The sequence below is a fragment of the Allofournierella sp. genome, assembly GCF_017889395.1.
Classification (GTDB): domain Bacteria; phylum Bacillota; class Clostridia; order Oscillospirales; family Ruminococcaceae; genus Allofournierella.
The window spans coordinates 26541-48190 of sequence record NZ_JAGHKE010000031.1 but is presented as its reverse complement, the minus strand read 5'-3'; the positions used below and the strand labels follow the sequence as shown (position 1 = coordinate 48190).

The 21650-nt window shown below is 56.6% G+C and carries 36 protein-coding genes; all 36 read right to left on the bottom strand.

Features of this window, described 5'->3' with window-relative positions; all coding sequences use genetic code 11:
* Positions 1–6: 6 nt before the first annotated feature.
* The 36 genes from J7G73_RS05690 to J7G73_RS05515 all read right to left on the bottom strand — a co-directional run bounded on the left by J7G73_RS05690 (position 7) and on the right by J7G73_RS05515 (position 21650).
* Positions 7–573 (bottom strand): Gp15 family bacteriophage protein, encoded by a 567-nt coding sequence (locus J7G73_RS05690; protein ID WP_291245559.1) that lies wholly within the window; start codon positions 571–573, stop codon positions 7–9.
* Entirely contained in the window at positions 570–1034 is a 465-nt protein-coding gene (locus J7G73_RS05685) for a hypothetical protein (protein ID WP_291245558.1), read from the bottom strand. Before J7G73_RS05685 ends, J7G73_RS05690 begins: the two co-directional genes overlap by 4 nt.
* Before the next feature lie 58 nt (positions 1035–1092).
* Entirely contained in the window at positions 1093–1593 is a 501-nt protein-coding gene (locus tag J7G73_RS05680) for a hypothetical protein (protein ID WP_291245557.1), read from the bottom strand.
* The gene (locus tag J7G73_RS05675) at positions 1593–2048 is read right to left on the bottom strand and encodes a hypothetical protein (RefSeq protein WP_291245556.1); all 456 of its coding nucleotides are present in this window, start codon (positions 2046–2048) and stop codon (positions 1593–1595) included. The genes J7G73_RS05680 and J7G73_RS05675 overlap by 1 nt, the downstream gene beginning before the upstream one ends.
* 3 nt (positions 2049–2051) lie before the next feature.
* A complete protein-coding gene (locus J7G73_RS05670; protein WP_291245555.1) occupies positions 2052–2516 on the bottom strand; it encodes a minor capsid protein in 465 nt (154 codons plus the stop codon).
* A 1-nt stretch (position 2517) separates the two neighbouring features.
* Positions 2518–2931, bottom strand: coding sequence for a hypothetical protein (locus J7G73_RS05665; protein ID WP_291245554.1), 414 nt, complete (start codon positions 2929–2931; stop codon positions 2518–2520).
* A 28-nt stretch (positions 2932–2959) separates the two neighbouring features.
* A complete protein-coding gene (locus J7G73_RS05660; protein WP_087296408.1) occupies positions 2960–3319 on the bottom strand; it encodes a hypothetical protein in 360 nt (119 codons plus the stop codon).
* Positions 3320–3333: 14 nt separating this feature from the next.
* Positions 3334–3612: a hypothetical protein gene (locus J7G73_RS05655; RefSeq protein ID WP_132587373.1), complete on the bottom strand. Its 279-nt coding sequence runs from the start codon at positions 3610–3612 to the stop codon at positions 3334–3336.
* Positions 3602–3742: a hypothetical protein gene (locus J7G73_RS05650; RefSeq protein ID WP_291245553.1), complete on the bottom strand. Its 141-nt coding sequence runs from the start codon at positions 3740–3742 to the stop codon at positions 3602–3604. The genes J7G73_RS05655 and J7G73_RS05650 overlap by 11 nt, the downstream gene beginning before the upstream one ends.
* Positions 3743–3753: 11 nt before the next feature.
* Positions 3754–4632 (bottom strand): hypothetical protein, encoded by an 879-nt coding sequence (locus J7G73_RS05645; RefSeq protein WP_291245552.1) that lies wholly within the window; start codon positions 4630–4632, stop codon positions 3754–3756.
* A gap of 25 nt (positions 4633–4657) precedes the next feature.
* Positions 4658–5215, bottom strand: coding sequence for a phage scaffolding protein (locus J7G73_RS05640; protein ID WP_291245551.1), 558 nt, complete (start codon positions 5213–5215; stop codon positions 4658–4660).
* Between the two features lie 266 nt (positions 5216–5481).
* A complete protein-coding gene (locus J7G73_RS05635; RefSeq protein ID WP_087182719.1) occupies positions 5482–5685 on the bottom strand; it encodes a hypothetical protein in 204 nt (67 codons plus the stop codon).
* The gene (locus tag J7G73_RS05630) at positions 5669–7204 is read right to left on the bottom strand and encodes a phage minor capsid protein (protein WP_291245550.1); all 1536 of its coding nucleotides are present in this window, start codon (positions 7202–7204) and stop codon (positions 5669–5671) included. Before J7G73_RS05630 ends, J7G73_RS05635 begins: the two co-directional genes overlap by 17 nt.
* Positions 7205–7217: 13 nt before the next feature.
* Complete coding sequence (locus J7G73_RS05625) at positions 7218–8591, bottom strand: hypothetical protein (RefSeq protein ID WP_291245549.1); 1374 nt, start codon at positions 8589–8591, stop codon at positions 7218–7220.
* Positions 8588–8803 carry a hypothetical protein gene (locus J7G73_RS05620; RefSeq protein ID WP_087296413.1) on the bottom strand — a complete coding sequence of 72 codons (216 nt, stop codon included), beginning with the start codon at positions 8801–8803 and terminating at the stop codon, positions 8588–8590. The genes J7G73_RS05625 and J7G73_RS05620 overlap by 4 nt, the downstream gene beginning before the upstream one ends.
* A complete protein-coding gene (locus tag J7G73_RS05615; RefSeq protein WP_291245564.1) occupies positions 8800–9969 on the bottom strand; it encodes a PBSX family phage terminase large subunit in 1170 nt (389 codons plus the stop codon). The genes J7G73_RS05620 and J7G73_RS05615 overlap by 4 nt, the downstream gene beginning before the upstream one ends.
* A 61-nt stretch (positions 9970–10030) precedes the next feature.
* Positions 10031–10516 carry a terminase small subunit gene (locus J7G73_RS05610; protein ID WP_158097610.1) on the bottom strand — a complete coding sequence of 162 codons (486 nt, stop codon included), beginning with the start codon at positions 10514–10516 and terminating at the stop codon, positions 10031–10033.
* 71 nt (positions 10517–10587) lie between these two features.
* A complete protein-coding gene (locus tag J7G73_RS05605) occupies positions 10588–11301 on the bottom strand; it encodes a site-specific DNA-methyltransferase (RefSeq protein WP_291245548.1) in 714 nt (237 codons plus the stop codon).
* Positions 11302–11576: 275 nt separating this feature from the next.
* On the bottom strand, positions 11577–12053 hold the full coding sequence (locus tag J7G73_RS05600) for a hypothetical protein (protein ID WP_291245547.1): 477 nt from the start codon (positions 12051–12053) through the stop codon (positions 11577–11579).
* A gap of 10 nt (positions 12054–12063) precedes the next feature.
* A complete protein-coding gene (locus J7G73_RS05595) occupies positions 12064–12309 on the bottom strand; it encodes a hypothetical protein (RefSeq protein WP_291245546.1) in 246 nt (81 codons plus the stop codon).
* Positions 12269–12535, bottom strand: coding sequence for a hypothetical protein (locus J7G73_RS05590; protein WP_291245545.1), 267 nt, complete (start codon positions 12533–12535; stop codon positions 12269–12271). Before J7G73_RS05590 ends, J7G73_RS05595 begins: the two co-directional genes overlap by 41 nt.
* Positions 12528–12953: a hypothetical protein gene (locus J7G73_RS05585; RefSeq protein WP_291245544.1), complete on the bottom strand. Its 426-nt coding sequence runs from the start codon at positions 12951–12953 to the stop codon at positions 12528–12530. Before J7G73_RS05585 ends, J7G73_RS05590 begins: the two co-directional genes overlap by 8 nt.
* A gap of 47 nt (positions 12954–13000) precedes the next feature.
* Positions 13001–13285 (bottom strand): hypothetical protein, encoded by a 285-nt coding sequence (locus tag J7G73_RS05580; RefSeq protein ID WP_291245543.1) that lies wholly within the window; start codon positions 13283–13285, stop codon positions 13001–13003.
* Positions 13285–13596: a hypothetical protein gene (locus J7G73_RS05575; RefSeq protein ID WP_291245542.1), complete on the bottom strand. Its 312-nt coding sequence runs from the start codon at positions 13594–13596 to the stop codon at positions 13285–13287. Before J7G73_RS05575 ends, J7G73_RS05580 begins: the two co-directional genes overlap by 1 nt.
* The gene (locus J7G73_RS05570) at positions 13593–14201 is read right to left on the bottom strand and encodes a hypothetical protein (RefSeq protein WP_291245541.1); all 609 of its coding nucleotides are present in this window, start codon (positions 14199–14201) and stop codon (positions 13593–13595) included. The genes J7G73_RS05575 and J7G73_RS05570 overlap by 4 nt, the downstream gene beginning before the upstream one ends.
* A 6-nt stretch (positions 14202–14207) precedes the next feature.
* Positions 14208–14924, bottom strand: coding sequence for a DUF6291 domain-containing protein (locus tag J7G73_RS05565; RefSeq protein WP_291245540.1), 717 nt, complete (start codon positions 14922–14924; stop codon positions 14208–14210).
* Between the two features lie 22 nt (positions 14925–14946).
* Positions 14947–15231, bottom strand: coding sequence for a hypothetical protein (locus J7G73_RS05560; RefSeq protein ID WP_291245539.1), 285 nt, complete (start codon positions 15229–15231; stop codon positions 14947–14949).
* A 12-nt stretch (positions 15232–15243) separates the two neighbouring features.
* Positions 15244–15588 (bottom strand): hypothetical protein, encoded by a 345-nt coding sequence (locus tag J7G73_RS05555; RefSeq protein WP_291245538.1) that lies wholly within the window; start codon positions 15586–15588, stop codon positions 15244–15246.
* On the bottom strand, positions 15576–15962 hold the full coding sequence (locus J7G73_RS05550) for an MBL fold metallo-hydrolase (RefSeq protein WP_291245537.1): 387 nt from the start codon (positions 15960–15962) through the stop codon (positions 15576–15578). Before J7G73_RS05550 ends, J7G73_RS05555 begins: the two co-directional genes overlap by 13 nt.
* 15 nt (positions 15963–15977) lie before the next feature.
* A complete protein-coding gene (locus J7G73_RS05545) occupies positions 15978–17108 on the bottom strand; it encodes a hypothetical protein (protein ID WP_291245536.1) in 1131 nt (376 codons plus the stop codon).
* Between the two features lie 14 nt (positions 17109–17122).
* Positions 17123–19075 (bottom strand): hypothetical protein, encoded by a 1953-nt coding sequence (locus J7G73_RS05540; RefSeq protein ID WP_291245535.1) that lies wholly within the window; start codon positions 19073–19075, stop codon positions 17123–17125.
* Entirely contained in the window at positions 19068–20669 is a 1602-nt protein-coding gene (locus J7G73_RS05535; protein WP_291245534.1) for a hypothetical protein, read from the bottom strand. Before J7G73_RS05535 ends, J7G73_RS05540 begins: the two co-directional genes overlap by 8 nt.
* Positions 20650–20982 carry a helix-turn-helix domain-containing protein gene (locus J7G73_RS05530; RefSeq protein WP_291245533.1) on the bottom strand — a complete coding sequence of 111 codons (333 nt, stop codon included), beginning with the start codon at positions 20980–20982 and terminating at the stop codon, positions 20650–20652. Before J7G73_RS05530 ends, J7G73_RS05535 begins: the two co-directional genes overlap by 20 nt.
* A complete protein-coding gene (locus J7G73_RS05525; protein ID WP_291245532.1) occupies positions 20979–21260 on the bottom strand; it encodes a hypothetical protein in 282 nt (93 codons plus the stop codon). Before J7G73_RS05525 ends, J7G73_RS05530 begins: the two co-directional genes overlap by 4 nt.
* A complete protein-coding gene (locus tag J7G73_RS05520; protein ID WP_140401711.1) occupies positions 21254–21508 on the bottom strand; it encodes a DUF739 family protein in 255 nt (84 codons plus the stop codon). The genes J7G73_RS05525 and J7G73_RS05520 overlap by 7 nt, the downstream gene beginning before the upstream one ends.
* Positions 21462–21650, bottom strand: coding sequence for a hypothetical protein (locus J7G73_RS05515; protein ID WP_291245531.1), 189 nt, complete (start codon positions 21648–21650; stop codon positions 21462–21464). The genes J7G73_RS05520 and J7G73_RS05515 overlap by 47 nt, the downstream gene beginning before the upstream one ends.

Genomic DNA, 21650 nt, shown 5'->3' with positions numbered 1-21650 from the left:
ATCGCCTCACTCTCCCAACAGTTTTTTCAGGCGCTCCTGCTCGGCCAGTTCCTTCGCCGTGTAACGGGGCCGCAGATCCACCTCAGCTTTGTGCTGCTGATAGTAATCCCTCTCCCAGCCTTCCAGCTTTTTGCCCCGGCGCCGCTTATCGCGAATACTCACTACTGTGGACAGCTGACCCTCGCCGATGGCCCCGAACCAGGCAAGGAAGGTCCACCAGTGCACGAAGGGCAGGGCCCGGATCTCGCACCCGGCCACCTTGTTCACATCTGCCACAATCATTCCCTGATCCTGCTCCCAGTCGATCAAACGGGGGCCAGATGGGCCGGTATCTTCCACGCCGCCCGCGATGAAGATCATCATCTGGCGGGCCGCCTCTTCCTGGTCCTTCTGGGGGATGCTGTCCCAGTCCTCAAAAAACAGTTTCAGGGACACGAAATACCGCACCCGCTCATCCTCATCCGGATTGTTCAGCCAGCGGATGACCTCCAGCACATCCCGGAAGTCAGCATTTATGGCATACTGCCGGCCCTGAACTTCCAGTGCCTCCGGCAGACTCCAGCGGTCCATCATTTGCGGCCGGCCGCACGCCGGGCTTCGCGGTTCGCTTGAGCCTTCGCCACAGCTGCGTTCGCCTTATCCTCATAGAAGCGGCTGGCGCCCTCCTGAATAATGGGCCGCAGCGCATCCAGCAGGTTGGTTACCACACGCTCACCGTTGCCGGCCACCGCCATAAGGTTCACACCGCCCAACAGCTGGTCAAAGTCGTTTTCCTGTCCGAACGCCTCCTGCAGAGCGGCTTTAGTCTTCCGATCAGCTTCCGCCAACAGCGAAAGAGCTGCAACGCCGTTATCCTCTTTCGGGAGCTGGCCGGCCAGCTCCACCAGCTCATTTTCCACGGCCTGGACCTTTTCCAGCATCTCCGTAAACCGGTTATACACATTGGGATCACTGGGATTGAAACGCAGCACACCGCTGCCGTTGATTTCGAACTCCTGCACACCGGTGTCGATGCTCAATTTCTGTTTTGCCATACTAACCTCCTATACAAAGTGACCCGGCCGGCGACACGCTTTCCGGCCGGGTGTATGCTTACTCTTCTTCGTCCACAGTGAAGGTTTTGGTATCCACCTTAAAATGGCCCTTCACAGGCTTGCCGCTGTAATGCAGGTTGAAGGGGATCTGGTAACCGGTGGAATCGCCGCCGTAGCTGCTCACCTCGATTACCGCATCGTCCTTTACCGCAGGATAGCCTTTTTCCGGATTTGCCTCCTCCCACAGATGCACCTCCACCACAGTGGTATTGCAATCATCCAGAATCTTGCACTCATCAATGATGCCCTGAAGCCGAGCAAAAAGAGGATCATCCTTCTCCGCGTAGTAAGGCTCTACGCTGCCGCTCTTTTCATAGCTGGTCAGCATAATGCTGCTTTCGCCCAGGATGTTCTGCTTTTTCTCCACGTTGGCGCTCAGCTCAGGGCTGTATTCCTCCAGATCCTTGCCCAGCCGCACATAGTTGGGGCTGCCCTTCGATGCGCTGGGGAGTGCTGCATCGATATAGTGGGCCATGTACTTTCGTTCGATTTTTGCCATCAGATCACCTCATACTTTTCTTTGAATTCCGCGCTCAAAGCCACGATGTAGAGCCCAACTCCATCCTGGTCAGTATCGTACAGCTCGCCGTTCTGTGCCTTGATGCGCTCCTGTTGTTGATCGATATTGCCAAAGGTAGGTGCCATGTGCGTGATACTCTGCTGCTGGACCCAGCGCTGGAAATCCAGCACCCAGTCAGCGTTATAGGCCGCGCTCGCACCATCCCCAGGGCTTTTCGCCACCGCAATATACAAGCCGAAGTTATACTGGTTACTCACAGTCACATTGCCCAGGATATCCTCATTGCGGCTGATCTCCACCAGTCCACCCGGCCGCAGACTTTTGCTGCCCGGGATGCTGTCCAGATAGTCCACCAGCATGTTGGCGGCCAGATCATACCCGGGGTAGGTCCCCAGCCACTCCCGCAGCCGATCCAGATCGCTTTTTTGATTCACCCATTACCCTCCCTTACTCCTGATATACCTCTGCACATCCGCAGCCATGGCAGGCCCTTCCGCAGCGGAAAGCGCACGATCCCAATGCGGCCCCGCCTTGGGGTTCCGGGTCTTGGTATAGTCCAGCGGGCGAGACACCACATGTTTGGTTTCCCCCTTGCGTGCCCAGGGGCTTCCGGTCACATCACTGACCATAAGCTTACCGTTGAAGAGGAACCGGGCGTAAGGCGTGTCAGTAACGATCAGCGGTTTGCGGATATTAGTCTGCGCCACCGTAACCTTAACGGTCATGCCACTCTGATAGGGCATGTACTTCACGATACGCCGCAGCACGTTCTGGGTGTGAAACATCTGCACATACCCATCCGGAGCCAGACCTTTGTCTTTCAGGATTCGCTTCACGCTGTGCATCTCCAGATATGCCACGGTCCCATCCGGCAGGCGAAAAAGCTGTTTCTTATTCGCCATATCAACCACCCGCCTCGATATGGCAAACTGCCCCGCGCCAGTATTTCACATCCACGTCCTTGACCACAACCAGCCCCGGCACACTGGCCGGGATAAAATTCCCCCAGTCCGTCCGATCAGAAATCTCCGGGCCATCGCCCAGAAACACCTTGTCCCCGGCCGCCAAGGAAAACACCGTTTGATCTGTACCAAGAGGCTGCGCCGCTGCCGCATCCACCCACACCGGACGGCCGTCCCATCCGGAAGGAAGAATCAGAAGAAAGCTGTAGCTGTCCTTGCTGCCGATTTTATCCACGGTCTGCACCTTCTTGGCGTCAAAAAATGCACCTCGAAACAGGGTTCGGGTGCATTGAAAACCGTTTTTTAAATCTGCATGGTACAACGTGACAGTCTGGTTACACAGACTGTAATCCACCGGCGGGCCGGGTCTTACTCTGAACATATCACCATCCCCTTTCGGTCCCACGGTAAATATCCAGATAGAGCTGGGCACAGCGGTAGAGCTCGCGATTCTGGGCGGCCGGACTCAAATCCGGCTGCGCGCCCTGCGCCCGGCTGCTGCTCACGCTGCCAACGCTCACGCTGGCTGCCGCACCGCCGTTTCGCGCCCAGTCGAAATAGTACAGCGCATCGATCATGGCACACAGGGCCATCTGTTCGCTGTTTTCGGCTGTATCCGTTACCCGGTAGATGCGCTTGTAGCGTTCCAGATGAGCCGAAGCGTCACGGGCATACGACCGGAACTCTCCCTCCGGCACACTGTCACCGCCGTACACATCCCGGTAAAACGCAAATTCAACCACCGCGCCGCACCTCCTTAACCCGCAGCAGGCGGGGTAAGCGTCCCCTCAACCGTCTGCGTGGTTTCATCTGTCAGGGTAATGGTCAAGGTCAGCTTGTTGCTGCCATCGATACTGCCGGCGATGGTCTTGATGCCAACACCGGGGTCACCCTTGGGGCCCGGGTCCCCTTGCGGACCAGCGGGGCCTTCCGCCCCACTGGCTTCATCGACCAGAGCAAGTACGCGGTTGAAATTCTCTGCGACTTCAACCTCGCTACGAGGGTCCAGCAGTCGCTTGTCGATTTTACGCATCATCCTGCACCTTCTTCTTGGATTTCCCCGGGGCCGGGCTCTCCGCAACGGAGGTATCCGCAGCGGGATTCTCTGCCTCCTGCTTCTTTTCGGCCGGCTTCTCGAGTACCAGGTAGCCTACGATTCTGCCCATACGCACCTCCATCAGCCAGCAGACTTATGGCTGGCGTATACGCCCTTCACCTTGTTCTTGTACACATCAGCGATGCCAACATTGCGGTAGCCGTACTTGTAGGCGTCCGCGTCCTGATTCTGCTCAGGGGTCACGATCTTGGGGGCCACATGCTTCTCGAACTGAATCAGGGCGGGCTTGTGGATGACCATGAAGTTCAGATCGGCACCGCCGGAAGAAGCCTTAGTATAACCGCCGGCTTCCTGCCCGCCGGTGTGGCCGTCCTTCTGATCGATGGCAGTGTAGAAGCGAGTCTGGGGGACCAGAGTCTTGCTGGCGAATCTCCCCAGAATCTCCCGGCTCTTGGTGGTGTCCAGATCGGCGATCATGCCGTCCAGAGTGGGGGTGATGAAGAGGTGGCGATCTTCCAGAGGCACCTCAGCCTCGTCCATAGCGGTAATGGCCACCCGCAGAGCGGCCAGCACAGCCGCGCCATCGTTCAGGGTCTCTCCCTTCTTGGTGATACCGCTCTTGCCGCAGTAGCTGGCAAAGCGGAAAGCATCCAGCTCGGGCACAACCTTGGTGCGGATGAACTCGCCTGCCAGACGGCCAAAGGCCATACCGGCGGTCTCAGCGTTATCCATGCTGTCTACAGTGAACATGCGGCCTCGGTCGAAGTTGCACTTCACGGTCTCGTTGGTCATGGTCACGTTGCCGGATGCATAACCGCTGTTGCGGTCGTAATCGCCCAGGCCCTGCATATCCAGCATGGGGACAATCAGCTCGTTGGCGTTGGCGCCCTGCTGCGCCAGCTCAGGTGCGCCATCCAGCTTCGCAGTCAGAGAAGCATTCTTGTATACCTCGTCCAGCATGGCGATGTACTTTTTCGCCAGTTCAATAGTGTTTGCCATATCTTATTACCTCACTTTCAAAAAATCACTTGTTTTCGACCGGCGGCAGGCCAAACGCTGCACGCAATGCAGCATCCGGATCACCGCCGGCAGGCTTACCACCAGTACCGCCTGCATAGGGCGGGGGCGGGTTGCCAGTATCAAACAGATAGTCGTTGTCTTTGGCCAGCTGCTCCAGCGCGGCGGAAATGTCCTTGTCCGGGTCCTTGCTGGCCCGCAGGGCATCCACATCCAGCAGCGCCTTGATGGCCTTTGCATTGCGGCCCTTGGCCTTGCCAATGGCGGAATCCAGCTGTGCATCGAAGCGCACAGCCTCCACCTGTGCCGCGGCATCCTTTTCGGCCTGCTCGGCCTTCTTCTTCCAGTCGGCAGCTTCCCGGCGCACCGCTTCGATATCCATGTCCTCGAAGGCCTGGATCCTCTTGTTTGCCTCGGTCAGCTGACTTTTCAGGGTCTTGTTCTCGGTGTTCTTGGCGTCAAAATCCACCTTGGCCACAAAGGCCTTACCAATCTCAGCGCTCACCTTCTTGTCGATCTCCTCGGTGTAGCTATCACCCAGGATCTCCTTCAGCCATTCCAACATAGGGTCTCCTTCCTTGATTCCGCTGTCCTTTTTGTGGGGCCAGTCCCCCTACTGCGGTGCCCTGCTTATAGTCCCCCGGGCCGGGGGTATTTTGAGTATAAAAATAGCCCGCCCCGGCCTCATGCGGCCGGATGCAGGCATAGAAAAAGGCCCGCCGCCCAAGTGGGCGGTGAGCCTTAAATGATATTTCAACTTTGCAAAAGCGTTGAAAAGCCTGATTTTTGAAATCGAATTCCACTTTTTCGTTATCAAAAGTTGAATTTCAGTCAATAATCCCGGAACGGACAAGAGATGCAGATTTCTTTCCAATCAGACTTTGCCTTAAAACGAGCAGGAATATATTCCTCTTTGACATCCTGGTTTTCCATACAATCTACCGGTTCAATCCAATCATCCACCAAAGGACACTTTACATATTCTGCAACTCCATTCGAATCCGGCTTGTACTCAACGTTACCCAAGAAGGCCATTTGCTTTCAACTCCTTTATCAGCGCCTGCATATTCTCATCGAACTCTTCGGCAGAATAAGCAGTTCGGATAAAATTCTCCGCCGTGTTTACATAAGCCGCACCGCGCTCACTGAAGTACCTCTCAAACTTTCCGCCCCAAACAGTGACGGAAACAGCAGCATCCTGAATATATTGTTTGGCTTCGAGCTCGCTGACATGGTGACATCTCTTCTGGTTCACATGGGCATCATCGAATCCCAACGATCCCACGTCAATGGGCGTTGGCGTCAAATGAATCTGTGCAGACTTCGGCAGATTTCCGGCGGAGCGTAGCTTTTCTATCAGTATAGCACGTTCCCGCTCTTTTGTGTAGAATCTCACCGCAGCGCTCGCTTTCCCAGCCTGCCGGCGGCTCCACCCCACAACCTCCAACCTTTCTGCCCGACTCTTGAAGCCCATGGCTTTGTTGAAGCGAGTATACTCCTGATTCAGTCGGGCCAGCTTGATCCGGTCGGTGAGCAGCTGCGACTCATCCCCGGCCGCTTCGCTCATCAGCACACGCTGCTTCTGGGTGCGGATATTCCGCTCAATACGGTTCTGGTACTGGGTAGCCTCGTATCCGGTCATGTGCCGGCCCTCGTAAGTAACACCTCTGGCATTATCCTGCCGGAAGGCTTCCAGCTCCGCCTCTGTGTACTGCGGGCTGTTTATTCCCAGCAAGATGGGGAAAGCCACATGGCCGCAGTTCAGCGTACCGATGCGCCGCGCAAGGCTGCCGTTCAGACGCTGGAACTCTGCATCACTGTACTGTCGGCCCTGGATCGGCTCGTGGTCCGGGGCGCTGTTGGCGTGGGCACTGATCTCCCAGCCGTTGCAGCCCAGTGCATCATGGTTCTGTTGGGTGACCTGCTCCACCAGCAGGCCCATGCCACCCATTAGGTTGCGCCGTACAGCTGCTCCCAGTTCTGTGCTGATGCCGCTGGCATAGTCGATGGTCACAATACCGCGCCCGGCCAGCTTGCGGGTGGCCTGCCTGGCCGCCTCGCTGGCGCTGGTGGCGCCGGTGGCCACCAGCTTGAACGCCTCGTCCATGCACTCCCGATATACGTCCTTCAACGGCAGAGGCTTACCTGTGGCGGGAGAAACCATTCCCATGGTCTGAGTGATATTCTCCAGCTGCTCTCCGGCCAGCTTTACAGCAGCCTCAGTCAGCTGCAGCAGACTCCCGGCATCTGCTTCGGTGGCCCACACCCCTACACGGGCATAGTCATCCTTTTGCGCAAATTCTGCAGCGCTCGAAAGCAGCTGCTCGGCCTGCTTTTTCGTAACCTTCAGCTGAGCCTTCAGGTATTTTTGCAGGTCTTTCCGAGCCAGCCCAAGCGCCTCGGCCCGATATGCCTCATAGGCAGCAGTGCTGGTCATCTTTCCGGCTTCCAGGACCCGCTCAACGATATCCTTCAACAGCCACTCGATGACCGGCTGCGCGATTTCCTCCGCCGCTGCCTGATAACCCGCAATTTGTTCCGGGGTCAGAGCCACGGCCTACACCCCCTTATTCCAGCATGGAGTCCAGCTCAGGCATGTACTTCTCGCGCACCTTCTGCAGATCGCCGGCAGTCTCCCAGGGCAGGCCGTACTTCCAAGCCAGAGCGATCTCCGGCTTGAGCATTCCTGCACTCACCAGCTGCATGGTCTCGGCCCATTCTTTGTCCTTGTCATACAGAACGCCGTTACCCCAGTCAATACACACTGCCCGCGCCGGATCCGGTTCGAAGGCCCCAGGGACTCGGTACAGTTTGCCCAGTTTACCACACAGCCCCACCGTGCGCCGCACAGCTGCTTCCCACATCTGCTGCAGATCCTGAATAGTCAGGCTGTAATCGCCCTGGCTGCTGGTTACCTCGGTGGCAGTGCGCTGGGCAGCCTCCACCTCGCCCAGAATGCCCCGCTTTAAGCCGATCAGGCTCTCAACGTTGCGCAGGTATTCCCGCTTGCGGGCCAGAAAACTCTCCTGCCGCAGGGCAGGGGCAAACACAGTGACGCCGGTGTTGGCGATATCATCGTCGATGCCCACGAAGAGGCCGGGCGGCAGCACCGGGCGGCCGTTCTTACGCTTGTCCAGCAGATCCGCCGATGCGAACACCCGGCTCTCGCCGTGGTCGAACTCCCGGCTGAGCTGTCTCTCGTTTCGGTTGATGTTGTGAATCAGGCCGGCCGCTGCGGCGTAAACGCTCACCGGGTCGGCGCTGCCATCCACACAGTTCTCCAGGGGCACCTTCAGGCCCACGAGACCGATACCGCCAACATCGCCCACCACCGCCACCGGTTCCAACGCGGCATATTGCGGCAGAGCGGTAAGCCCTACCTGGGTGCCGATGCTTTGTCCATCCCAGCTGCAAAAGAGTTTATTCTCAATCACCAGCCGGCCCGCTTCGTCCAGGCTGCGTCGTTCCAGCAGCGTGTAGAATTTGCCGTTTTCCGTGGTCAGCTCAGCACTGCCCAGTGCGGTGGCCTCGCCGTCCGGTCCCCGGCCCAACACCGTGACCATATCCCGACGCATTACAGTGAAGGAAAAACCGGTAGGACCCGGCACCGGTTTCAGCCATGCCTCGCCGCCGATCATGGCCAGCTGCATCGCCTTTTTGCGCACCGATTCCAGACTATCCAGCACACCAATCACAAATGGCTGCTTTTCGCTGGCCGCTGCTTCGTATTCCGCAAAGCACGTTCGGCTCAGCTTGCTCACCACCGTGTAGGGCAGCCGCTGGCAGGGGTCCTCCTCGTCAGTCACATCCCGGTCGAAATAGAGGCGGAACCAATCCTCGATAGCCGTTCTCATGGCAGCAGAGGTGCAATCCTTGGCCCCCGGATAAGCCTGCTCAAAATGATAGACCTTGTTATTCAAAAGCGCTCCAAAGAAGCTCACCGGCTCACCCCCTCACCCTGGTTGTAGATAATCACACGGCGCTGACGCCGCAGTCCATCCTGCATCCCTTCGATGTAGCTTTCCAGCCGCTGGTTTTCCTGCTGCAGCTCCGCCAACTGCCGCACCAGCCTCTGGTTTTCTTCCATCAGCTGCCGGCGCGCCCACTCAGGCAGGAAACGCAGCCTGAGCCAGGTATAAAATCTCTTGATCATGCGCCCCTCCTCTTCCAGATCCGGCTCATCGCGTAGCGCACCGCATCGATGTGGTGATTATCCAGATCCGGGTAACCTTCCAGCACCTCGCCGGTCTTCTTATCCTTCTCATATTCGTACTCGCTGAATTCCTTGGCGGTGTCCGGGCAGCGGGCCGGATCGATGCGGATCTCCGCAAGGCTCTGCAGCCACTTCATACCCGCCTTCACGCTGCCCGGGCCTTTTTCTGCTCCCCGGCAGGGCAGGCCCAGTGCGCGGTAATCACCACAGCTCTTTTCCTCCGCGGAATCCGCAGTGAGCCACTCTTCAAGATCCTTGTCCTGACATACGCCCTTATCCAACAGGATTTTGGCCGTATCCGCGTTTGAAGTGCGTCGGCGGGTAGATTCATCCCAGATATACAAAACCTTTCTGGCGGCGTCATAGCCGCAGCTATTGAAGGCCCAGGGGTCTGGGTACCAGCCCCAGTCAACGCCATGGTAGCGCCGCTCCATCCGGGCAATCTCCTCATCAGTGATGGCCGTTAGATTCAGATTTTCAAAGACCTGTGTTCCGCTGCCCACCACCTCGCCCAGATACTCGTGGCGGTATGCGGTTTCGTTTGTGGCCTGCAGGTGCTCGGCATCCGCCAAGAAGCGAGGCCCCAGCCAGTGGGGCGGAACGCTGCGGTAATCCGACCGGTAGACCAGCTTCCCTGGACGCTGCTCCAGCGCATATTTGTTGGCCCAGTTCCGGGCCATCGCCGGAGGGTTGAAGCTTTTGAACGCAAAAGAAAAGGAGCCGCCGCGAAGAAGCGACTGCTCCACGTTGCGGATCTCCTCCGGCCCGGAATACTGATCCAGCTCCTCGAACCACACCAGACCCACATAGCCAAACGGAACCTTGATGGATTTAATTTTGCCCGGGTCATCCAAACCGAAAAACATGATTCGCTGCCCGGTCGGTTTGTAGATCGCCCGCATTGGGCTCACCGTGAGCTCGAATCTGCTTTCTAGGCCAAGTTCTGCGATTGCCCAGGCAATTTGCTCGTATACGCTGTTGCGCAGGGTATTGGCTACCTTTCGCAGTACCACTGCATGGCAATCTGGATGCCGCAAAAGCAGAAGAATCAGCTCTACGCTGGCAAAACTGCTCTTTGTGCTGCCGCGTCCACCCGGAAGAACCACTTCGTTGACACCGCCCTGTCTGATAGCCCGGTGAACATCGTACAGCCCCGGGCTGATGATCTTACTCAGGGATGTCGTCAATAATGGTCACTCCTTCCGGTGTTTCCTGGCTATCCCTATCAAACAGGCCCAGGTTCCTGCCCATCAGTTCCAGAGCCCGAACCTTGTCAGCCATCTTGATCTCAAGTCCATGCTTGCCTTCTTTGATGGATGCAATGGCCTTTCGCGTATCTCCTGGCACATCGTCAGTATTGGATATCACAACCCGGCCAGCTTCCACCTTCGCCAGATCTGTAATATCGGCGAAACCTATTGCGGCCAGTTCCAGCAGCACCCGTTCCGGGCTTACCGCCCGCTTGGCCATCTGCTGGCGCCGGCGGGTCAGATAACCCTGAATCTCTTCCCGATCCAGCAGCTCATAGCTGCGGCCCTTGGCAAAAGATTCGCTATACCCGGCTGCCAGAGCCGCCCGATATGCGTTCCCGCCATTGCTCAGGTAGGCGTCAGCGAACGCCTTGTATCTTGTGCGCAGTTCACTTTTCGCCAACGCCACCACCTCTCTATAAAGAAAATCCCCAAGCCCACCCGCCGGCGTCTTCTATACCAGCCATCCAAACATCATCGTTTGATCGCGGTCTCATAAAATCCCGCATCAATCTCAAATCCCACATAGTCCCGGCCGGCATTCCGGCAAGCTACCTTGGTTGTACCGCTGCCCATACAGCAGTCCAAGACCAACTGCCCCGGCTCCGTGTATGTGCGCACCAGGTACTCAAACAGCGCCACCGGTTTCTGCGTGGGATGCAGCCCCTCGCGCTGACACGGAAATGTCAGAACCTGCCGAGGATAGCCCGTGTACCGCTGCACAGTGGTCTTTTCCAGTCCACCGGTGCGGTATACGCTTTTGGCCGTTTGCTTCTTTCCTCGGGCCACAATAGGCTTTTCCAATGCTACCAACCCTTGAGGGCTGTATATCGGCTTCCGGCGATAGAACACCGCGACCTCCTCCACACAACGCAGCGGCTGCACCTTTGCGAATGGAAATCCGGTAACCTGGTTCTTGATCCAGTACCAGCAGTACCGAAACTCCTTGTGATTGCTCTGGATCAGCTGCGTGGTGAACGGCTGGGCCGCTGTGAATACCATGGCCGCATCCGGCTTGGCCACCCTATGCAGCTCTCGCCATAGCGGCTCAAACGGAAGCAACGTATCCCAGGCGCCCGCAGTCGTTCCGTATGGAAGATCCGTAAGCACCATATCCACGCATCCGTCTGGCAGCATGGCCATCCCGGCCAGGCAATCCATATTGTAGATTTTATTTCTGTAGTCCATCGTCGCTCCTCTCAATCAAGAGCAGCCACAACTACAACGTGCGAAATTCCGTTCCCACCGGCCCTCATGCAGACCAAGCAGGCATGAAAACACCCCGGCCAGGAAATCTCCCAGCCGGGGTGTTGTGTATACCAGCAGACTACTCGGCCCGCGGCCTGCCAGCGCGGGTAAAGGAGGGTACGTGGCTCATCATGCCCAGAGCCTTATCGATCGGCGCTCATGCGCTTTTCGATGGTTCAATGATATCATCCAAGCCATGGTAAAAGATAGGAAGTTTATTCCACTTTACTCCCCGATTTAAGGTGCTCAAGTGCTCGCCGATGAACGCCCATCACCATCTTTACCCCTCTTTCATAGGGATTCCCATATATTCTGTCTGCAATGTCAGACCATAACATGTGCCGGCAGCTGTCCCGCCCTGTTTCCGGATCCGAAGATGGTTGCAAATACCTCATCTGCAGGACATTACGTTCCAATGGATCAGGCAGAGCGGCCACGGCCGCCTCGATCTCCGCCATCTCCCGGCGGTTTTCCTGCACCATCGGCGTTATCCACTTCTCGTATTCCATATAGGCCTCGATGGCCCGGGCCATTCTCTCCCCACTGGAGCCGGTGTGCTTAGCTCCGTCCGGGTCCCTCTGAGCTGGCATCTCGGCGGCACTCTTCATCCGGGCCAGCCGTTCCAATCTATTTTCGTTTTCCTGCTTGAGCGATATATACCTGGACAACCGCTCCTTCGTCACCGGCTCCATGGGGTCCTCCTCATCCTACTTTCAAAATCTCTTCCGGGAAAAAGCACTCAAGGTAGCTCCCGCCCGTAACCGTGAAGCGCACCAGCGCCCAGCGCCCCTTCGGGTCCACGGCCTCCAGAACGCCCTTGTCGGGGATCCTCGGCCGCCAGTCGTCTCGGTAGCAGGGCGTGAAGCGGTGGACCAGCACCTCGCGGCCGAGCGTCAGGTTTCTGACGTCACGGAAGCCGTTCTCCGGCAGTCTCTTGCGCACTTTCATCCGGATCATCTCCCATCGCTTGCTTTTTATCGCTTGTTGCTTGTTTTATCTCTTGTTGCAGCCATTCCTCAAAGCCCTGGATCACTTCCAGCTGCTCTATTGCCGCCCGAATCAGGGCACAGCCCTTGATACCGCAGTTGTCCTCGTGCTGGCAACCCATGCAGGCCAGACTGCCGGTCTGCACTTTCAGGTGGTTGAGTTCATGGATTAAGCATGCTCTATTCACGGTCCACCTCCTCGCCAATCAGCAATCGCCGACCTTGGTACAATTCGTAGGCTGTGTTCCCCTGTCCATCCAGCATGTAGGGCAGCATGATTTCATCCATGGCTACCATCTCTGTCTCCAGGATCGCCATCTGCGCTATCACCCAGTCTCGCAGAATGCGCCAAGCAATGCGCTCAGCCTGGGCGCTGTCCACTCGAACCTTTTGCCTTGCAAGTACCGCTGTCACCTTGTCTGTATTGCTGGGGAGCCTGAACCCCCTCGGACCTGCTGGAGTCTCGATCATAAATGCGATGGACACAGGCCGACCGGAATCATAATCTTGCTGAATCTTGGTAGCCCCATGCGCTGCCAGCGCCCCTACGATCTCGGCCACGCTCTGGAGCGCCGGCACCTTAGTGGTATAGTTCTTTATTGGCACGTTTCTTCCCTCCTTTCAACCGATTCATCAGGGCGCGGCGCTCAAAATCATACATTGCCTTCACCTCTCATCCGAGCGCCACAGTTGGGACAGAAGTTTTCAGGTGCTTTTCTTATTTTTTCTCCGGCCTCCATAGGTTTATTGTAGCCGCAGTTCGAACATCTCTTTTTAGGCGTGAAATCATCTGTGTTTACAATCCACTCGCCCTGCACATCCTCACGAACAGTGGCGGCGGGTGCAGCCCAAAGCGGGCATTTATCCTTGTCGCACTTGTCGCGGGAGCAGCGGCAAATACTTTTGCAGTAGTTTTCACGGTCGATATAATCAGCCATCACCGCACCCCCATGAATTTACTCATAAAACACTCTCTGTACGACTGGTTTTCATCAGCCGGCATTTTCCCGGATGCAGGCCACTCCAGGCGCTTTCCGCAGTGGCTGCAGTGGTTTACCCTGGGCTGCACCGCTGCACCGCATTCAAAGCAGCGCCAGGCCCCGCCGCCGTATTTCACCTGCCCCGGGATCTGCAGCATCATATCCCCGACGGCCGCATTGATGGCCGTCTTGTTAAAGCTGCCATCAGGCAACCACTCGGCCATTTCCTGCAGCCGGCCGATGGCTGCAGCTCGTCGCATCACGTTCATTTGCTTTCACCCACCTTTTCCAATCTGGCCAGAAGCCCGGCCACGTCATATCTCCAGTTCACCTTCAGCTGCCGCTGGTCTACCTCGATACCCTTCACCGCGGCCCACTGCCAGGGGATGCTTTTGCGCTCCCCGGCGGCCAGAAAGGCCAGCACATCCGCCGCGGATACTGCAAAGGTGCGCCTGATCGGCCGGAACTCGATGACCACCACGGCGCTGATGCCATCATGCTGCGCTGCCGCATCCATGTCCCTGATGTGCTTCTCCTTGCGGTATTTCCCTTTCTCCTTGTTCCAGGTGCCCAGAATTTTGGGCAGTGGAATGCTTTTCTGGTCGATGGTCTTCAGCTCGGCCAACATCAGATGGCCGGAGTGATAGACCAGGAAGTCACAGATGTTGTCGATGGAGAAGGACAGCTGGTCATTGCCGCCGTAGTATGTAGCCGCACTGTCCTTCAGCCGGTAGACCCAGGCGTCCTTCGGGCACGAGGCCTTGAAGTCCGCCTCGAATCGCTTGCCGGTATTCAATCGCTTTTCCTCCTTTTCGATGTGGCCATGCGCGCCGCCTGCCGTCGGGTCGGGGTAATGCTCGGAATTGTAATACACTGCGCATCAATCCTCCCTCTTCATGCGTCTCTTACTCAGCGGAACGTATTTACCAATCAGCCAATCATCGCCGCTGGGCGTAGGCCGGTCCACTCGCATATTGCGCCCACCCTTGCGGCGAATCTGCTCCGCCTCGTAGGCTGCCAGATCCATGCCCTTGCGCTTGCACTCCGAAAGGGATTTTTCCAGATACGGCCAGGTCCTGCCTCCAGCCTGAGCCGTAACCTCGATGACTTTGCTCACGAAATCAGCACCCAGATCATCCACATAGTCTCCCAGCATCCGTTTAACTACTGGTGTGGCAGTGCCATACGCTTCCTCGTACGACTTTAGGATTGTGGTCATCGTCGTCAAAACAACCCCTTCTTCTTTAGAAGAAGATGATTCTTCTTCTTCATCTTCTTCTTCATCTTCTTTTTCTTCTTCTTTAGGTTGTTTAGGTTGTTTTGGTTGTTTTCTGGCGTTCTGATTTCCTATCGGAGCGCCACCCTTCTTTCCGTTTTCCCGCTTTTTTTCAACTTTGGCATCATACGCAGCAGCGTCCCGATCAAAATTGGTTTTCATGAAGGAAAACGCCATTTTCTCGCTGGGGGACAAATCCGGGATGGTTTTGTCAACGCCATATTTTAGGATGGCACGGAAAACCCGCCCTACTTCTTCGTCCGTCAGATCGGCCAGCGGCTCGAGATAAGAAAAGTACATCTGAACATAGCACATCGCCATCTGGCCAGTCCTCCTGTTATCTTTATTCGATGGACAACTGCTCAGGGGTTTCGCTCTTGAGCGGCTTGGGAGCCTTAACCGGACTGCCAGTGATGTGCCGGAGCACCGGTAAAATCTTTGGATCAACCCGATACTTGGGGATACCAACAGCAGTCACCCGGGCCAGACTCTCGCCGAATTTGGACGGTACTGCTACACAGTCACCCACATGCAGCTCCTGATCGGCGTAGTAAGTATACTCCCGCCCCACAAACTCACCGGGGCGGGCGGTGCTCATAAACTGTACGGATACGATATCGGTTGCCATATTAACCTCCTGTCATTCTTGGCCGGCAATGATTACCTGCCGGCCGGTTGCTGTAGCCACAGCATTGCGCATTGCCATGGGGTCCCCGTGGCTGTTACTGATATGGATAAGCCTGATATCCTGCACCTGGCTGAGATCCTGACGCAGGAGAAAGCGGATGCAATCATCCAGACTCATGTGGTTACGGACCACTCGATCCGCGTGGTATGCATTGGTCTGCCCCATGCTATCCAACCCCATGTGATTACACTCCACCATGATGTGGTGAACTGCCGGCAGCGAAACATCAGCAATCCTTGTGTCCGTGAGGAACACCAGTCGCTGACTGCTGGCTTCGGAGTAGATCAACCATCCCAAAGGCTCAGCAGCCCCAAAGGCTCAGCAGCATCGTGCTCCACTGCGATGGGCATGATAGCCATGGTCCCAATCTTCACTACATGACCTGCGCGCATTTCCGAATGCACCACAGGTTCACCGTCGATTTTCAGCGCCGTCGCCGTCCCTTTGCTGCACCAAATTGGAATACCGAGGCCAATCAGCTGCTTTACAGCCCTGGCATGGTCACCATGCTCGTGGGTAATCAGGCAGGCAGACACACAGGAAAGAGAGTATTTGCTACGGCGCATCAGCTCTCTCAATGGGATGCCGCATTCCAGCAACAGCACGGTGCAACCATCGTCCACCAGATAGGCGTTACCGGTGCTCCCTGTTGCCAACGTCTTGATTTTCACATGCTGTGCCCCCTATCAAAACGGCGCCACATTGGACTGAGGAGCCGGATTTTCCTTTTCGACCGCTCCGGTAGGCTGCGCGGCCGACGGCTGAGGATCCTGACGGGCCGGTTGCTGGAGCACCGCCTGCGACTCTTCTGGTGCTGCGATATATGCCGCAGGATCTTGGATTTCACGATACTCACCATCCAGTGGCTGGCTATAAACGGCTCCATCCTCAGCGATCATGCTATTGTTGTACATGGACAGCGCAAGGCTGTTGGAGAAGTCCTTGGGGATGGGCTTTATGCAGTTGTTCCGCATCTTGCGCAGAATCATCCGTTCGCGGCTCCCCTCACGCCAGGCGGGGGAGATATACGGCTGCAGTTCCGGAACATCGAGGATCTGGTCGATATCCTTGCCATCCATCAATGCCTTCAGTTCAGACTTCTTTGCATCGATCTGCTGTTTCTGTTCCACAGTGGCCTTGTAGCGGCTCTCTACGATACCAAAAGTCTCGTTCATCAGATTGTTGGAAATGTGGGCCACAAGGTTCACCCGGACATCCTCCCGCTCACCGATAAAATACTGCACCGTGCCATCTTTAAAGCGAATCGGGTAGACAACTCGAACGTATTTGCCTTTGCCACACGGTTTCCATACCGGAGGTTCCACATCAATGCCCCTGTGTACCGGATAAGTAAACTCATCATCTTCTCTCACGGCCCAGAAGGGGTATACCTCATCCACCCCATGTCCGAAGTTCCGCAGGATCGCGTCATTTCCATCTCCTTCAATGCCCATTTCCACCGTTGTGAGCCACTTCCCTTCCCGGTCTTTCTTCTTCCGGGTCATGAAATAGCACTCGCGGGGCTGGCTGAAGGCATTCAAGCGCAGAGTGGCCACCTGCTGAAGAATTTCAGACAGAGTTACACGGTCCACATCATTGACCGTTATAGGGTTCTGCTTATCTTCCATGGCCACTTCGTTGATGACCGCGATCGCGTTCATCATGCACTGTTTCTGGTAGTCATCTGGTTTCACTCCATTGCCTTCCAGCTGACTCACCATCATGGGAACCAGAGCATCCGCCGTCCGTTGTATGATGGAGCGATAATCAGCCTTTTTCGCAATTTCGCCATTCTTTGCGACTTTTTCACTTGCCATAATCATGCTCTCCTTTACATTTCGCTACAGGTCATCACGGCCGCCGCCGGATCCACCTGCAAATTGATCACCTGAATATCATCCGAGATGGCCAGAACGCTGACGCTTTCCCGGTTATCCAAAAACAAGGGCAGCTGATAGCCCGAAGCCATGGAGAAGGCCTGCACAATCTCCACATTGGCCTGCATTTTGCTCGCGGTATTCAGACTGCCATAAGGCACACCGTCCACCTCTGCTTCACAAATTTCCTTGAGCCCACCATTTTTCTGAGCCTCAAACAGCCGCCAGCGAACTCGATTAAAATGCTGGTTGACTCGGTTCGTCAGCTGCGTCACCATCTGGCGGGTGTACTCATCGCACAGGGCCAGCCCGCGCTCCGCGGTTTCCAGCTCCTTCAGGGCCTGCTTTTGCTCCAGCTGCAGCTCATCAATGCGAGCTTTCACGGCAGCCACTCGCTGGATTCCGGCCAGCTCCCGCTGGAGATCTTCCACTTCTGCCTGCAGCCGGTCAATCTCCGCTTTGTGCGCCTTGCTTGCATCTTGGGCCGCCTGTGCTGCATTCTGGAGAGATGCCACAATTTCTGCGGCCCTGGCGTTCAGCTGTTTCTCCTCAAGGTCAAGACTGGCCATCACTTCCCCGTCCACTTCAGGCGGTTTCTCGGCGGCAATCGCATCGTACTGTCGGCAGCACTCGGCGTAGAGCACTTGCGCACATTCTTTCGATGGCCTGTTCTCATCCAGCAAATTGCAGCACCGGGCCAGTGCGGCCTGCTTCTCCTTGGCAATGGCCGTAATGGCACTCAGCTCCTCGGATTTGCGGAGATTGCACCGTTCTTGGGCTGCCCTCACCTGCTCCATAGGGATTTCCTGGCCGCAGGTGGGGCAAACCGTATCCACTGCATCCACCCGGCTGTTGCGCGCCACCCACTGATCGCGCAGACCCTGAATCTCAGATTCCAGCCGGGATTTCTCCGCCAGGAGGGTGGATCGTTGTCCGTCCACCGCCTGAAGGGCAGCAGCTGCATCCTGCTTTTCTTTCAGCGCCCGCTCCATTTCCGAATTGTGAGCTTTGAGCCAGTCCCCGGTGGTAAGATCCTGCATCATCTTGCGCCGCCGGGGCAGTACCGCCAGTTTTTCGTTCACCTGATCCAGTTCCTTTTGGGCCTCTCTCTGCACACTACTCTCGGTGGTATGCTCAATTTCATACCGGAGCTTAGCGATGGCCACATTCCGCTCGCCAATTTTGCCGCGAAGGTCTTTTTCATCGCCCACGGAATCCGGAAGCTGCTTACGGTTTTCGTCGATGCGGGCCGGAATCGCGTTCAGAGCATCGGTATATTTCTTCCGGCGCTCAACACAGATACGGCGATATTCATCCACGGAATGCCCCTCCAGCAGCTGGATCAGCGGCGCCAGCGTTGGGCTGCCCTGTAACACATCCATCTCCTGCAGCCCGCCGAAGTAAGTCAACAGCAGTTTTCGGCGCTCCTTGTAGTCCTTGGTCTGCTCGCTGAAATAGGATGCATTGAGCAGCACCGGAATCAATGTCGGGCAGCACAAAGTGACAAGGCGCTGATTGTACTCGGTGACACTGACCGGCACATCGTCGATCGTGCATTTGGTTTCGTCACCGCTGTACTCACTCTCGGCCGAGCCCCGGCGCTTGGTCCACTTTTCGGCCAACGCCCGGGTGAGCACAAGATGGGTACCATTCTCAAAGAGCAGGCATGCGGTAACCTTAGGGAAGCACCCAGGCAACCGCTGGCCGTCCGGCCCCAGCGGGAAAATATTGTAATCGGCCCGGCCCTGTGCGTCCTTGCCAGTGAGCAGCCAGAGGAAGGCGGTCATCAAGGTGGATTTTCCCGTCCCGTTTGCGCCACGCACAGTGATGCTATTCCCTTTGGGATTGATTCCAGCATCCCGAACGCCTTTGAAATCATGTAATGTCAGCGACAAAAGATTAATCATTGTCCTCGCTCCTATCCTCAAAAATTCCGTCGATCGAGTCCGCAAATTCACGCAGCGCCTGGGCCAGACTGTCCAGCGCGCCGACATCGTAACAAGCCAGCTCCGCGCGGCGAGCATTGCTCAGCAGCGAGGCCTTCATGGTCCCGAGATACTGCTCCAGGACGGAAGCCTGAGCGGACACCGTGTTCCCGGATGCCATCCGCTCGATCTGCTCGTTCTGCTGGTCAATGATTTTGACCAGAGGCTCGGACAGTTCGTTTGCTCGGCGCTCGATTTCCGCCTGATCAACCGCAGCGGCCTCGACGGTAATACCGGATTCCAGCTCTCGGATACGCTCATCCCGCTGGTCGACAATCTCCTGCATCTCGAGGCCAGCCTGTTTCCAGCCGGCCGCATCTTCTTCAGCTGCCCGGGCTCGACGCTCGGCCTCCTCGGCCCGCTGCTCGGCGGCGTCTCTCTGCTTGGAGAATTTGTTGGCCATGGCGGAAAGATTGACCTGCGCATCCCGGGCTGCGTCACGCTCCTGCTCGGCCTTCTCTTTGGCCTTCCGCGCTTCGTCCCGCTCAGTCTGGACGGCCTTCAGCTGGTTCAGAATGTCCTGAATCCGGTCCGAATCACCTTCCCCGGCTGCTTGAACCACCTGATTCGCTACGCCATTACGGGCGATCAGATTAAGATCCTTCTTGGTGAGAACCGGAAGATTTTTTAAATCCGCAACGCTTGCGGATTTAAAACCGTCTCCATTTTGCACCATGGTTCGGGCGCTGCCTTCGCTGATTCCCTTACTCTGATACCAAGCCGTCCAAGTTCCACCGCCGTATCGCCCAGCTTTTGCTGTAAGTTCGTGAATACGAGCCAAATAGATGCAGGATACCAGATATTCGTCCTGCGCTTTTCCATAATGCAGATTGAACTGCTTATCAGCTTCAGCTGCCTGTTCTGCCAGTTGTTCTCCAAGTTCTGAGAAATCAAAAGCGCGAAGTTCGCAACTGCCAGTGAGCACATTTGTTCCGTCTCCCAGCCCGGAATAATCAAAAGCGGTCGAGCCATCGGCCCCAGCAAGAACGTTTTCGGATGCAACGCCCGCCGGTTCGCTGTTCTTTGCAGCAGGCACCGCCGTCATACTGGCCGAATCCGACGGTTCCGGGGTGGCCGCAGTTTCCTCTGCCGCAGCAGTGGCAACAGCCGAATAAGTAGGGTTTGCAGAATCATCTCCGCCGCCTTGCTGTGCATCGGCATTGACACTCTGGGACTGCGAGAGCGGCGCATCCGATGCAGTAGGAGCACACTGCTGCACACCTTCGGCCGCATCGGTAGGGCTTTCCCTCTCGGCAGTCTTGGGGTTGCACTGAAGCAGGGCTGCGATGCAGCCATATTCAACCTCGTAACCATCCAGCAGGTAGAAGTCGGCAGTCTGGGACAGCAAATCCTCCCGGGTGAAGCCCCTCTCGCCCTTCCGGCGTTCCTGGTAGAGGTCCTCCGCGAACTGGCTGAGCAGCCACCTCTGTATATGGCTATCCCAAAACCAAAACGAGTCCTTGTAATATGCATACAGGCGGCCGGTGGCCACGTGCTTACTGATGGTATATTCCATGCTTTCCTTCCTTTCTTGCACAGCGCACCCAAACGCTCAATGTGCCAATCGGCACGTTGAATTTATCGGCGGCTTCCTGGTTGGTCATCCCATCCACCAGCACCGCCCGCACCACGCGCTCCTTCATGGCCTTGTCGTATTTCCTGGGCGTGGGGCCCTTCTTCTGAGCGAGAACGCTGATTCCCAGCACCTTGCAGATTTCCTCCTTGCTGCAAAGATACAGCTGCGAGAGGATGCCGATCTGATCGGCGCGATTTATCGCGTTCCGGTAGGAGCGGCGGATTTCAAAAACCTGTTCACTGCTAAGGCTCACCGCTCGTCCCTCCATCTGATAACCTCGACGCTGACCAACGCGGCCAGCGCAAAAAACATGACCGACACCGTGGGCAGCGGGTACTTGTGATAGATCCACTCGAGCCCGCCGCACCCTAGCCAGATGATTACGCCGAAAGCGGCAACCTGAGCTGTGCCGATCAGGGTTTGCAAAACCCGTGTTAAGCATGTTACAATGAGGGTGCTCTTCGAGGCACCCCGCAAGGGGTTTCTGGCGTCCAGCTGCTGCAACAGCTGGGCGCTTTCTTTTTTCAGCATCTTGCTCTCTCCTTTCGTGCCTCTGCCTCAACGGCATCGGCAAAATAGTTGGACATTTCTTCAAGCGGAATCTGCAGCAGGCTGCAGGCCCGGAAGGCGTCGGCCATGCTCCAGGGCGTACGTCCATTCAGCCTCGCCGACAGAACCGAACCCGGCCAGCCCATTTCTGCAGCAAACTCCTGATCCTGATATCCGGCATCTTCAATCCGATGCCGCAGCTGCAGGAACAGCCTTCTTTGTACAGGCATTATGTTCCCTCCATTCTTTCTGGATTTCTGCCTTCAGAGCCATGAGAGCCTTGAATTCAGCGGGGTCACGCTGCCCCAACGGGGTGCATGCGTAACGCTCAGCCCGCTCCAGATACTCGACGACCTTTTCAGCGGTGCTCAT